The following is a 12,026-nucleotide window of genomic DNA, read 5'->3' on the forward strand; positions in this document are numbered from 1 at the left end:
TGATGGCCTAAAAAATAGGCAGCATGTCTGACTCGTGGCAAAACAGCGGTAACCCGTGGCGCGCGTGCGTGGCTGATTCCTCGCACTTCACAGCCTTCTTTCTTCTTCTCTTTCAATGAATTAGAGAGAGAAGAAGATGGTACGGCGCGGCAAAACGCAAAAAACAGACTCGTGGCAAAACCGGAGCAACTCATGGCAAAACCCGGACGACCTGTGGCGGTAGTCCTCTCAACAATCAATGACTTACGGGCGCGCACCCCCGAAAACCACGCGTTAGCTGCGCTGCCTGCCCGTCCCCATCGGCCAGTGTCGGTCGCGCGGTCCCCCGACCTCCCGGTTTGGGCCAGTCTCCGTCCGGCCTGGCCCGGGGAAAGGACGGCCAGACAGCGGCCAGACGGAACGGGACGAAGGTGCCGGTCGCGCGGCGGCGACGAGAGCCGGGCCGGCATCATGCGCGACCCCGCTGTTCGACGGCGTCCGTCGCCAGGTCTTCGCGCACGGATACGTGCAGACCGAAATCCGCCAGGCGATTGAGTGAAACCGGTGTGAGATACGGCACGCGGCGGGTGTAAATGCGCCGTTCGACTTCCTTCTCACCGACCACGACCCCGGCGTGATGGAGCTGGCGCTTGAACACGCGATCGGATTTCACAGGGAGACCATTCCACTTGTCTCGGAGCGCCCCGGTGTGTGCGATGTGATCCATCACGTGTCCGGTGCGCAGCAGGATGCAGAATTCGCCGTCGACCGTATCGAACGTGTACGGGTGCTTGTAATTGCCGCCGTCGATTTCGGACAGCACGGTTTCGAGAATCCAGACCCACGGCTCGCGATCGGCGCTGGTTTCGGCAATGTGGCTGTTCATTTCGGCAGTGAGGTCGCGCGGAAAATCGCCTTCACTGGGGTCCATGCCGGCGAACTCGCACAGGTATCGCCACGCAAGCCCCACGGCCGCATAGTTGCCGGCCATGCGCAGCGCGCCATCGTCGGCGCCGCTCGCGCGACAGGTGGCGAGGCAGCGTTCCCGGATGGCGCGATACTGGTCGAGCACGTCGCGCCTGTTCAGCCCGGCCAGGAACTCAAGCCACTGGCGCAGCGGGAAGCGCGGCAGATCGTCAGGCAGCATGGGACCGCGCTTGCCGGTGAGCGACGTGCGCACCAGCTTGCCGAGCAGACTTTTTACTGGTACGTCTTCGCCGGCCAGCATCACCGGCGCGCACAACAGGTATTCCGTCATGTCGGTGCCGCGGCGGGTAACGGTGTACTGGTAGTTTTCCTGCAGCAGGCCGACGGCCTTGTCGATCACATCCTGCCGACGTGCAGACAGTTCTTCCCAGCCGACCGGGTGGCTGGTGTGACTGATACTCGTCAGGAGCCGGAATTCGGTCTGCAGGCTTTGGCCGGAAAACATGGTGAAGGCGATCGTCCGTTCGAGCCGTTTGATGAGCGTCGACTTGCCGGCGCCCTTGTCGGCCTGCACCGTCATGTGCGGCCAGAAGCCGAGCAGCGCTTTCAGGTGACCGCCGAGTGCCCATACGAGCGGGATCGTGGCGGCGTTCTGCCGGAACGTCTCCTGATACGCGACCAGCACGCGCCGCGCGTCGCCGACCGGACCTGCCGGAAATGACAGGTTGTGATACGGACACTGCTTGTCGGCCTCGGTGAAATAGCAGTCGGGGCCTTCGTTGACGATGAGCTGGCCGTCGCGCCAGGCGAGGCCCACGAAGTTCGCCGCGTGGCGCGCGCCGAGGTCCGCGCCGCGCTCAAGGATGTTCACCATGCGCTTGAACGGTGCCGGCGCCCAGATCGGCCCGAACTTGGCCCACTGGTCCGTGTTGTGAAGCTGGTCATCCATCATCACACGACGGATGAGCGTCGGGCCGTGACGCGGCGCCTGCACGGACACGGCGAAGTACACGGTCGGCGCCTGATCGGCGTCGCCGGTCATGGTCGAGGTCGCGCTCGCCACGGACACCCGGCTCATGGAGGCGATACGGAAACCGCACAGATCGGTCGTCACGGGTGTCTCGACGCCGCTTTCCTCGTTGCGCTCCATTTTCGCGATATAGCTGGTGAAGTCGGGTCGGGTACGGAAACGCCAGTACTGTGCGAAGTCGTGCGACGGCAGGTAGATGCGCGGCCGGCCCTTGCGGCTGTCGTCGCCCGCCATGCCGGCAATAAGCCACGGTTCGTACTGGTCAAGTGCGCGTTGCAGCTCGCGAGGGCCGCGCAGTTGCAGGAAGTCGTTGACGTCGTTGATCGGCTTGCGAGTCCTTTCCCCATCGGCCAGGTCGGCCAGCCATCCGGACTGATCGACCATCACGGCACTGATATTCAGGCTCGTGAGGCGTTCGTACAGTGCCCACGCGGCTTCGGGGCCGGGGCGGTGGCCGGCGCGCGGGTGGCCGTCCGCGAACGGCTCGTCATTGTCGAGGCAGATCACGACCTGTTTGCCTCGCAGGAAGGAAAAGTCAATGCCGCCAACGTTCGCAAGGCCGCGCAGCGCAAATGCGGCTGTCGCGGGAATGCTGCACGTGTCGACCGATAGCGCATTGATTGCGCTTTCGACGACGATCACCCGCTTCGCCTTGTTGAGACGCCGCGCGTCGGCGGTCCAGCCATAACCCGACTTGTCGCCCTGGGTCTGCGTCTTGACACCGCCATTGATGGTCGGATCGACGTAGCGCATATCGACGGCGACGACGTGACCGGGATTCAGTGTGCGGACGATGAACGCGGCAGCCGGGCCACCGTGCCCTACCTCGCCGGACTGCACCTTCGAACTGGTCCAGTCGTTGAAGCCGAGCGTTCTGGCTGCGATCGCGGCGTCGATCGCATCGCCGGAAATCCCGCGCCCGGTCAGGTAGTCGCGTACGCGCGCGCGTTCCGCGAGGCATCGATCGGCAATGAACTCCACGGTTGATTTCTCGCGGCGGTCCGCCGGCGCGGCCGGCCGGTCGAACGGGATACCGTAGGCTTCATGCAGAAACCGTATCGCATCGGATACCGTGCCGCCGCGCGCATAGATCACCAGATCGATGCAGGAGCCGCCCTGGTCGGCGCTGTGATCGCGCCAGCCGGTGCCGTGTTTCGGGTGGTTCTGGTAGATCGACAGCGACGGGCTCCGGTCCTCGTGCTGGGGCGAGTGGTAGAGCGCCTTATCGCCGCCGCGCCCGCGTTTGAGGCCAAGGCGATCGGCCAGGTCGTGCAGGTCGACGCGCTGTTTGAGTTCTTCAATCGAGGCCATGGTTATGCGTGCTGCTGTGACTGGGAATCAAATGTTTCGACCGGGTTGCCGTCCGTGGCCGGGCTGAATACGACGGCTTTCAGCGCGTCCGACGAGTGCGGGAAAGCGAGGGCGAGACGATCGCTCAGCGCGGCGACAAAGAGGCCGATGGTGCATTGGCGCTCCAGGCTGCCGGGCCGGCTATCGAAACGCAGCACGGCGGCGGCCCGAACGATCGCGGCCGTGAGTGCAGCATCGTGGGGCGCGGCCGTTTGTTGAGGGGTGTTAGTGAAGCTCATACGGCCTCCCGTGCGGGAACAGACCACGCCAGTGCGGTAATGAGGACGACGAGCGACACGAAGCCGATGGCGACGGCGGTGAGCGGGCCGAATCTGTCAGACGCGCGGCGCAGCGTCAGCGCGGCTGTCCACGTCATGCCAGCAAGTGAGAAAGACAGCATCAGCAATACGCCTAAGCCGAAGATGTACGTTTTCATGATGGTTTCCTTCAAGGGGCACCGGTGATCGGTGCAGAGGTCGGGTCAGTCGTTCTGATCGTTCGCGGCGCGACGTTTGGCGTCGTAGCCGGGGCGGTCGCATTTACGTGCCTGCATGGCGCGCGCGGCACTTTCCACCGCGCGGTGCACAGCCCGGTGACGCATCGACGAATCGAAGTCGCCGACCATTCGCAGGCGTTGCCAGGCCGCACGCAGTTCTGCTTCGGTGATGGGCGCACGCATGGCAATCAGTGCAGTGTCGTTAGGGTCGGCGCGAGCATCGGCATGCCGGCCTCGCAATCCCAGCGGCAGCCGAGGACGTAGCCGAGCCGGCGGGCCATGCCGACAAACACGAACGGATCGATATCGGCGTTCCAGAGAAGCCGCAGATATGCGCGTCGTTCCTGCATGGACAGGAACGACGGGTCGAACGGCAGGACAAGCGGCGCTGCAGCAGGGGTAGCCATGAGGTTCTCCTTTTTTTGGGCAAAAAAAGTCCCTCGCGCCCGATGGGCACGATGCGAGGGAGGAAACGGTTAAGGGAGCTAGACGGGCAGTTCGAGCTGTTCGGCGAGCCGTTCACGTACGTGAGGCGACAGCGGCAGCTTGAGCGACAGGTTCGGCATCGCGGACGGCGACAGCGTGCGCGCGAACTCCATGTTCACGACATACGTGTGACCGCATTCAGCGTTGTTGCACATGAATGTCACTTCGCGGAATGTGAGCGACATGTCCCGGCTACTGCGCGCCGTGGCGCGTGTCCGGCAGTGCGGGCAGCGATTCAGAATGCGCATGAATACCTCCGGGTTAGCGTTTGCCGCATTCGCCGTAACCCTGGCGTGCGCATTCACAATGGACGCCGACTTCGCCGAGCGTCGCGACAGCGTCCAGATACTTTCGCGTGACGAGCACGAAGCCGACTGCGGCGACGAGCGTGTCGATCTTGTCGATCACAACTCCCTGCCCGCCGCTCAGGAAGCGGCTGACCTGCGAGTCGTCCCAACCGATCGTCTGTTGTACGTCGTGGCGTCCCGGGCCGTTCAGCGCCTGACGCAGGGCGGGTTCGATGCGAGCGGGGGTTCTCATGGCTCAACGACCCGCAACAGTATTTGCGTGCAGTTGAGCGACGGAGCCGATAACCTTGGCCCTGTACTGCTCAACGCCTTCAAGATAGATCAGACGCGCGACGCTGGAGGTCGAGCGGTTCTGGCTTCCGGCAAGCTGCTCGAGCATCTGACGCTCGATGGGCATCAGGCGCATATAGACCGGCTTGCTGGACAACACGCCGCGCGGTGAGCGTGTTGTAGGCGCTTTCTTCAGAGGCATGGCGATATACTCCCTGTCATTAACCTTGCACAATCTGATTGTAATTGCCAGTTTGGCAAGTTTCAATAGGTTTATTGCCACTATGGAAAATTTCGGCGCGCGGCTCAAAGACGAACGGAAGCGTTTGGGTCTGAAACAAGCTGAGCTTGCGGAACTAGCCGCAACGACCAACGTTGCGCAAAGCCGGTACGAAAGCGGTGACCGCTCGCCTGATTGGGCATATCTGTCAGCGGTCGCGAGAGCTGGGGTGGACGTGCTTTACGTCCTCACCGGCGAACGTGACACGTCGGCACTTTCGCCGGACGAAGCTGACCTAGTGCGTCGATACCGCGAAGCGCCAGACGCGGTCCGCGTGGCTGCAGTCGCAGCGCTGACGGCAGGCGCGGCACCAGCGAAGTACCAGCAAAGCTTTAAAGGCGCCAATATCGGTCAGCAGGTGAGCGGAGATGTAACCGGTCCTTTCACCATTGACATGGGCAATACGGGAAAGAAGCGTCGGGGCGAGCAGAAAGATTAGCAGTTGAAAAGTAGGGCGGCGGGGCCAGCCGCGTTGGAGAATAAAAAGCAATGGAACAGAAATTCAACGGGGACATCGGGCAGGTTGCGGGCCGCGATGTCAAAACAAATAGCGCGCAATCCAACGTAAGCGTGCATATCCACAACGAACCGAAACAGCGTTACATCAGCGACCGTCAGCGCAGTGCAATCGCCCGCAAGGCGTATCAGATCCAAGCCAAGACGCAGACCGACAAGCTGATGGTATATCGGCGCCTGATGACGGTATTCAAGTTCCCTAACATGGACGAGATGCCGCGCGACGTGTACCAGCGTGCGATGTCCTATCTCGAAGTCTGGTTGCGAAATGGCACAACGGAGCCGGCACCGGTCAAGGCTTCATCGCGAACGTCGAGCCCCGCTGCCGATGCGTCATATCGCGATGCCACGGAAGACGCGAGGCATATTTTCACCTCCACAAATCCGAACGTAGCAACTCCGCAGCTTTTCGCCCAGGCGGCAATGCCTGACGTGCCTGCGAGAAAGGCGCCGTGGCGAGCGGTTGCCGTAGCGTGCGGAGTAATCGCCGCGCTTTCAGCCGTGGCCTATGTCGTTGTAGACCTGTCAACAGCATCCGCGCAGTCGCCCGCCGCACCGGTCGCGGCGCAATGCGAGTACGGTGGTCATCACTACTCTATCGGTAGCGTGGTCCTGCAAGCTGGCTTACGCCAGCAATGCGCGATAACTGACGACAACACAGTCACGTGGGAAAAGGTCAACACACGGCATCGGCGGTAGGTCACGCGAACCATTGCATCTAGCAGGCACCAGTGAATTGGCCAAGGCTGACCGACTGGAAATTTGTGCACGGGGAAATTAATGAAGCTATCTGTATGGACCGCCAAGTCAATCATCATTGCCGCACTATGCAACGTGCTCAGCGTTCACGCGGCCGAGTTGCCGCCGGCTCTGCAAAAGAGCCTTGCAAGCCGACAGGTTGACGGGGTGAAACTGGAAAAAGGATCGCTCTATATGACGATTCGCAAACCAGTCGTGAGGCGCGAAGCTTTCGATAATGTTTTGACGTTCGGCGCATGCTGGACTGCGAACACATGGGGGCGGTCCGACATACGGCGCATTGAGATACGGAACGATATCGGCGCACAAGGGTTCTCATTTCAGGGTGGGCGAAATGAGTGTGAGGCGCTTAAAAACATCGCGCTCGATGCGGAAAAGCGGACAAGCTACATTTCTGAGCGCCTTTGGGTGTGTGTGGCCGGCAATGCCTGTCGGCCGCGACGGCCGGGTGAAGTGACCGCCGGCGACGAGTAAAGCGAAAGGGCCAAGGCTAAACCTTGGCCCTTTGTTTATTGCCCGCCTTTGCGAAAGTGCGTGCGGTGCCGCTCGCTCGTCGGATCGTCGCGTGTTTCAAGTTCCAGTTCGCACGTATAGCCGCCGTTGCCGTCAATCTCGTGCCGCACCTTCTTCACAAGCCATGACTCCGCATCGATATCGGGCTTGAAGCCGTTCAGATAAACGGGCACTTCGGGGTAGAGGTCAGGCCGGCCGAGCGCGAGGTTATACGTCATCGTCGCCTGGCTGCGTTTCGTGCGGTTCAGCTCGGCCGTTGCTGCCGCGCGTGCATCGGCTTCGGTTGCATAGGTTTCCGGCAACACCTTCGCGTTATGGTTATCTTCGCCGCCGACGACGATCGACTTGCGTTTCGCGCGGCCGGTCGCGTGGTAGAACGCGCGCACGCACGCATAGTTCTCGCGCTCGGATACGTGATAGCGGTGCCGGTCGCCTTCTTTGCGCGTCAGCTCAACGGGGGCGAGCGCCTTGCCGCTAACGCTCGTGCCGTGACCGATCGGCACGAACAGCAGGTGCGTATCCTTCACGTTCATCACGGCGTCGTAACGCTTCGCGAGGCGTGTGAGAAATGACATATCCGACTCGTGCGTTTGATCGATGTGCGCGATCACGATTTCCGCAAGCGCCTCGGTGATCGCCGGTTTAAGGCCGTGCGCGCCGGCGATCTTGCGCACAATCGCGCCGATCGTTTCGCCGTGCCAGCTCTTTTCCTTTCGTTCGCCGAGGCCTTTCGTCATCGAAGCAGATCGCGCCTGAATGGTGAGCATATCCGGGGTGCCGGCGTGCTCGATTTCGTTGATCGTGAAAGAGCCCTTGTCGACGAGGCCCGTGTCGGACCATCCGAACGCCACGCGCACGACTTCGCCGCGCTTGGGTAGCACGAGCTTTCCATCGGCATCGTCGAGTGAGAGCATCAGCGTATCGGCTTCGTCCGATCGCGACTCGTCGAGCGACAGGTGATTCAGGCGCGGCGAAATCTTGCTCGTGAGGTCTTTGCCGTTGAGCGTGATTTGATAGATCGGCGTCGGTTGCTTCATTGCGCTTTGTCCTTCGCCGGCTCAGTTTTCGTTTTCACGAGGCCATCGTCGACGCGCGTGAGGTTTAACGTGAATTCGACGCGCCTCGGCGTGCCGTCTTTCTGGTGAAGCGATTGGCCTTCGTCGAGGCCTTCGATCACGAATGCGCCGTATACCGTGCCCGTGCCGTCGACGAGCACATAGGCCTCGCCATCGTCGGCCATCGTGCGCAGCTCGGTAAGCGACGACAGCTTGCCGATACCTTGATCGGGCGCAAACCAGCCCGTGAGCGTGATTGTGTCGTCACCCTGGCCGGTGTATTGCCGAGCATTACGCCCGCCGACGCGCGACGTACTCGCGTGCTTCCAGCTCGTGCGCCGTTGCAACTCCTGATAGGCCAGCGTCGACAGACTGAAAACGAATTGGCCGAGTGACATCATCATCGTTTCTTCCTCCGTTAATCGGACAGGCGGGAGCTAACGCGCGAGGCCTTCTTGCGCTCGATATCGGCGAGCACCTTGCGAATCCGCGTCTCGATTTCGTCAGAGCCGCCGCCTGAAATCTGAAAAATGTAGGTGTCGCCGCCGGCCGACGATGCCGCGCCGGCCGCGTTTCCGGTCGCCTGGCGGGCTTGCAGGGCGGGGCGGGTATCAATCGCTGCGCCGGGACCGCCGGCGGGCGTGCCGGCCGTCTGTGCGCCTTGCGCGGCAGCGAACGAGGTCGCTGCGAGCGTCGCGAGGCCGACCGCGGCTTTCGCGATGCGGCCTTGCTCGCCTTCCATGCCGATCGCCGCGCCTCGCGTGATGAATCCGCCCAGCTCGCCGAACACGCGCGACGGGCTATGAATGCCGAGCTTTTCCTTGAACCATCCGACCGTGCTTGTCGCGACGTTCGTGATCGCCGCTTGAACAGCGCCGAGGCCGCTAGTGATGCCGTTGACGAGGCCGGCGATCAGGTTGCCGCCGAATTCCGAAAACTTCGCCGGCATGTCGACGCCGAACCATGACAGCACGGCCGCGAACGCCTGATAGAACAGACCAAGCGGGGACCAGTTGACGATAAGTGCGCCGATACCTGAAATGCCGCCAGCGAACGCCTGTTGAACCTGTGGCCATAGGCCGCCGAAAAATGCCTTGATCGGTTCCCAATAGACATAGATCGCGAGCGCCGCCGCCGCGATCGCGGTGATCGCAAGGCCGATCGGATTCATCAGCATGGCGCGGCCGGCGAACATGGCGGCCGACGCGAACACGCGCCATGCAGTCGCGCCGAGGCCGAGCACGCGCGCGAGAATGCCGCCTTGCATGCCAAGCGCCGTCATACTGAATTTGACGACAGCGAGCGGGCCAAGCACGCCGGCGAGCATCACGACGAGAGCGCCGCCGGCCGTCAACAGCAGCGCGACGCCGGCCGCGACTTTCATCAGGCCGTTAGCGAGCTTCGGATTGTCGCGCGCCCATTGGCCCAAGCCTTGCGCCATGTCGCCGAGCCATTGGACTACGCCTTTCATTTCCGGCGCGATCGACGCGCCAAACGCGACGAGGGCATTCGTGAAGGTGCCCGTAGCCGATTCCCAAAGGTTTTTAAGCGTGCCGAGCTGCTTATTAACGCGCTCCTGCATCGAGGCTTGCGCCGCCATCTTGGCGACGACTTCCTCGTAACCTTCTTTGCCCTTATTCACCATCAGCGACACGGCTTGCAGCGTTTCAGCGTCCTCGCCAAAAATCTCTTTAAGGATGCCTTCGCGCTTTTGCGTGGTGAGGCCTTTGAGCTTTTGGAACTGTGCAAACATCTTGTCGAGGCCGCCGAATTCGCCCTTGCCGTTCGTGAAGTCGAGGCGTTGGGCCGGCGCGAGCTGCTTGTTTGCCTTGCCGACTTTCTTCGCGTCCATGCCGAGCTGGAACACCTTACGGAAAGCGTTGCCCGCCGAGCCGCCGATCAGGCCCGATTGATCGGCCATCACCAGCAGCGGCGCGAGCGCCTTCGCCCCTTCGAGGCCCTTGATCTTGATGGTGTCCATCGCCGGGCCGAGCTTGGCGAACGCATCGAGCATGTTGTTATCGTCGACGCCGAGCATGAAAGATTTCTGAATCACGTCCGTCAGCGAAAGCATGTCTTTCTCGGTCGTGCGCGTGGCGTCCTGTAGCTTCGCGACAAATTCGGCCGCCTCGGCCGGCGCTTTCTTGAGCTGCACGCCGAGATAGGCAGTCGCCTCGCCCATGCCGCCTAGGATCGATTCCGCGCTGATACCTTGCCGCGTGAGCATGGTCATCATGTTCTGGAAATCCGAGGTCGTGCCGGGGAGCCGGTCGCCGAGCTTCATCGCGAGCGTGTTGATCTTCTCGAATTCAGGGGGCACGACGCCGCCGGCGCGCATAAGCGCGCTCGCGAGCTGCGTCGCCGATTCCTCGGCTTGCGCATATGCGGCGATAGGCACGAGAGTTGCCGCGCCGACGACAGCGCCGCCGGCCATCATCTTCGCGCCCGTGCCCGCCATGGAACCGGCCAGTTCCTTTGTCCTGTTCATTTTCTCGCGCGCCTCGGCGAGCCGCTTCGTGCGAGTGGTGAGGTCGGCGAGCTTGTTTTGCTGAATCGTCATCACGCCGATTGTCGCGGCCATGCACGAGCGCAAATTGCGCTCGTGCTCCGACAGATTGCGCGTATCGATGCCGGCGCCCGCGAGGCGATCGCGGAGCGCCCGCACCTTGTCGGCCTGTTTGTCGTGCTCGGCGGTGAGCTGCGCGGCCGTGCGCTTCGCGCGTTCAAACTCCGCGACCATCTGTTTCGTCGGCGAGTCGGTCGAGCCGATCGTGCGGGCCAGCTCGGCGACGCGCGATTGCGCGCTCTGCATGTCGCGCCTGGTGCCGTTCAGGCCGACGCGCATTTCGCGAAACGCGGCCACGTCCTTTTGCGTGCGCTGTAGCTTGCCGAGTTCTTCACGCGACTCCTTGAGCGACTTCGCGAGGCCCTTGTTACCGTTGAGAATGTTTCGCAGGGGCTTCGTTGCGCCGTCGACCATATCGAACAGCACGCGCAATTTCAGGTCGTTACTGTTTGCCATCGTTATTCGCTTCCATACGGCGAGCGCACGCGCGCTCGCTCGCGCCAGTCGGCCAGCTCGGCCAACGTCAGATCGTCCATATCGCGCCGTGTCCAGTGAAACACGGTCGCGATATCGGCCATCGCTTCTTCAACGCGGTCGGGTATGCCGTTCTCTAGCTCGCCCGCTTCGGCAGCAAAAAAGATGCGAACGCCACCCCCAATTGCACGAGGTCAGCGGGGTCGAGCTGCTGCACGTCAAACTCGGTGAGCGTCGGCGACGAGATGCGCGGCAACACCTTGCCGAGTGCGTCGACGTCCAGATTCACGAGCGCATTGAGCGACGTGCCGCGCAGCTCGCCGGCGGCCGGCTTGCGCAACGTGATTTCGTTGATTACCTGTTCGCCGCGCGTGATCGGAGCATCGAGGGTGATGGTGTTCGACTTGGCTTGTTCGGTCATTTCTTTCTCTGTTCAGATTGGGTCGTTGATGCCCGCCCGGTGCTTGACCAGGCGGGGAAGGGGACATGCTTGCGTTACAGGCCGATTGCCTTGCGCAGATCGGCCAACAGGTCTTCGCCGTTGACGTTTTCGACCATGTTGATGAGGTCAATCTCGATCACGGTTTCGCCGTTGACGGTGAGCTTGTAATAGCTGCACGTCGTCGAAACCTTGAACGCCGTATCGTCGCCGGGCTTCGAGTTGCCGAAATCGAGTTCCTTGTGTCGGCCGCGCACGACGATTTCGATAGCGTCGTGCTTCGTCGAATCCTCGGAGCGATACGCGCCGGCGAAACGCAGTTGCACGCCGTCATGCTTCGTGATGCCGTATTGCGCGCAGACCGATCGCATGAAGCCGCCGGCCGTCCATTCGAGCACGATGCCCTCTTGCCCTTGGTCGATATCGATAGGGCCATTCATGCCGCCGCCGCGATACGCCTCCATCTTTCGCGTCAGCTTCGGGGGCGTGACTTCGGCAATCTGTCCCGCGAAGTTTTCGCCGTTCTGGAACAGATTGAAATTCTTTAGTTTCTTCGGCAATGCCATGTTTAATTGCTC

The 12,026-nt window shown here is 62.0% G+C and carries 17 protein-coding genes; 3 read left to right on the forward strand and 14 right to left on the reverse strand.

Annotation, left to right across the window (positions count from 1 at the left end):
• Positions 1-448 precede the first annotated feature (448 nt).
• From ACEN8U_RS14110 to ACEN8U_RS14145, 8 genes are all read right to left on the reverse strand, one after another.
• A complete protein-coding gene (locus ACEN8U_RS14110) occupies positions 449-3,247 on the reverse strand; it encodes a toprim domain-containing protein (RefSeq protein WP_310104444.1) in 2,799 nt (932 codons plus the stop codon).
• Between the two features lie 2 nt (positions 3,248-3,249).
• Positions 3,250-3,525, reverse strand: a complete 276-nt coding sequence (locus ACEN8U_RS14115) for a hypothetical protein (RefSeq protein ID WP_310104442.1) — start codon at positions 3,523-3,525, stop codon at positions 3,250-3,252.
• Entirely contained in the window at positions 3,522-3,722 is a 201-nt protein-coding gene (locus tag ACEN8U_RS14120) for a hypothetical protein (RefSeq protein ID WP_310104440.1), read from the reverse strand. The genes ACEN8U_RS14115 and ACEN8U_RS14120 overlap by 4 nt, the downstream gene beginning before the upstream one ends.
• 45 nt (positions 3,723-3,767) lie before the next feature.
• On the reverse strand, positions 3,768-3,965 hold the full coding sequence (locus tag ACEN8U_RS14125) for a hypothetical protein (RefSeq protein ID WP_310104437.1): 198 nt from the start codon (positions 3,963-3,965) through the stop codon (positions 3,768-3,770).
• A gap of 5 nt (positions 3,966-3,970) precedes the next feature.
• Entirely contained in the window at positions 3,971-4,189 is a 219-nt protein-coding gene (locus tag ACEN8U_RS14130) for a hypothetical protein (protein WP_310104434.1), read from the reverse strand.
• 78 nt (positions 4,190-4,267) lie between these two features.
• Complete coding sequence (locus ACEN8U_RS14135) at positions 4,268-4,516, reverse strand: ogr/Delta-like zinc finger family protein (protein ID WP_310104431.1); 249 nt, start codon at positions 4,514-4,516, stop codon at positions 4,268-4,270.
• A 13-nt stretch (positions 4,517-4,529) separates the two neighbouring features.
• Complete coding sequence (locus ACEN8U_RS14140; protein ID WP_310104428.1) at positions 4,530-4,808, reverse strand: DNA-binding protein; 279 nt, start codon at positions 4,806-4,808, stop codon at positions 4,530-4,532.
• Between the two features lie 3 nt (positions 4,809-4,811).
• Positions 4,812-5,048, reverse strand: a complete 237-nt coding sequence (locus ACEN8U_RS14145; RefSeq protein ID WP_310104425.1) for a hypothetical protein — start codon at positions 5,046-5,048, stop codon at positions 4,812-4,814.
• 82 nt (positions 5,049-5,130) lie between these two features.
• On the opposite strand from ACEN8U_RS14145, the gene ACEN8U_RS14150 reads away from it, so the two are divergent.
• The 3 genes from ACEN8U_RS14150 to ACEN8U_RS14160 all read left to right on the forward strand — a co-directional run bounded on the left by ACEN8U_RS14150 (position 5,131) and on the right by ACEN8U_RS14160 (position 6,875).
• Positions 5,131-5,565: a helix-turn-helix transcriptional regulator gene (locus ACEN8U_RS14150; protein WP_310106309.1), complete on the forward strand. Its 435-nt coding sequence runs from the start codon at positions 5,131-5,133 to the stop codon at positions 5,563-5,565.
• A gap of 50 nt (positions 5,566-5,615) precedes the next feature.
• Positions 5,616-6,341, forward strand: a complete 726-nt coding sequence (locus ACEN8U_RS14155) for an alpha/beta hydrolase (protein ID WP_310104421.1) — start codon at positions 5,616-5,618, stop codon at positions 6,339-6,341.
• An 81-nt stretch (positions 6,342-6,422) separates the two neighbouring features.
• Positions 6,423-6,875 carry a hypothetical protein gene (locus ACEN8U_RS14160; protein WP_310104418.1) on the forward strand — a complete coding sequence of 151 codons (453 nt, stop codon included), beginning with the start codon at positions 6,423-6,425 and terminating at the stop codon, positions 6,873-6,875.
• Between the two features lie 35 nt (positions 6,876-6,910).
• On the opposite strand, the gene ACEN8U_RS14165 is transcribed toward ACEN8U_RS14160, so the two are convergent.
• The 6 genes from ACEN8U_RS14165 to ACEN8U_RS14190 all read right to left on the reverse strand — a co-directional run bounded on the left by ACEN8U_RS14165 (position 6,911) and on the right by ACEN8U_RS14190 (position 12,014).
• Positions 6,911-7,951 carry a phage late control D family protein gene (locus ACEN8U_RS14165; protein ID WP_310104416.1) on the reverse strand — a complete coding sequence of 347 codons (1,041 nt, stop codon included), beginning with the start codon at positions 7,949-7,951 and terminating at the stop codon, positions 6,911-6,913.
• Positions 7,948-8,373 (reverse strand): phage tail protein, encoded by a 426-nt coding sequence (locus tag ACEN8U_RS14170; protein ID WP_310104413.1) that lies wholly within the window; start codon positions 8,371-8,373, stop codon positions 7,948-7,950. Before ACEN8U_RS14170 ends, ACEN8U_RS14165 begins: the two co-directional genes overlap by 4 nt.
• A 14-nt stretch (positions 8,374-8,387) precedes the next feature.
• Entirely contained in the window at positions 8,388-10,991 is a 2,604-nt protein-coding gene (locus ACEN8U_RS14175) for a phage tail tape measure protein (protein WP_310104411.1), read from the reverse strand.
• 2 nt (positions 10,992-10,993) lie between these two features.
• Positions 10,994-11,113: a GpE family phage tail protein gene (locus ACEN8U_RS14180; protein WP_114163333.1), complete on the reverse strand. Its 120-nt coding sequence runs from the start codon at positions 11,111-11,113 to the stop codon at positions 10,994-10,996.
• 32 nt (positions 11,114-11,145) lie between these two features.
• Positions 11,146-11,430: a phage tail assembly protein gene (locus tag ACEN8U_RS14185; protein WP_114163332.1), complete on the reverse strand. Its 285-nt coding sequence runs from the start codon at positions 11,428-11,430 to the stop codon at positions 11,146-11,148.
• A 74-nt stretch (positions 11,431-11,504) separates the two neighbouring features.
• Complete coding sequence (locus ACEN8U_RS14190; RefSeq protein ID WP_310104404.1) at positions 11,505-12,014, reverse strand: phage major tail tube protein; 510 nt, start codon at positions 12,012-12,014, stop codon at positions 11,505-11,507.
• Positions 12,015-12,026: the final 12 nt, after the last annotated feature.

The sequence above is a fragment of the Paraburkholderia phenoliruptrix genome, assembly GCF_047325075.1.
Lineage (GTDB): Bacteria > Pseudomonadota > Gammaproteobacteria > Burkholderiales > Burkholderiaceae > Paraburkholderia > Paraburkholderia phenoliruptrix.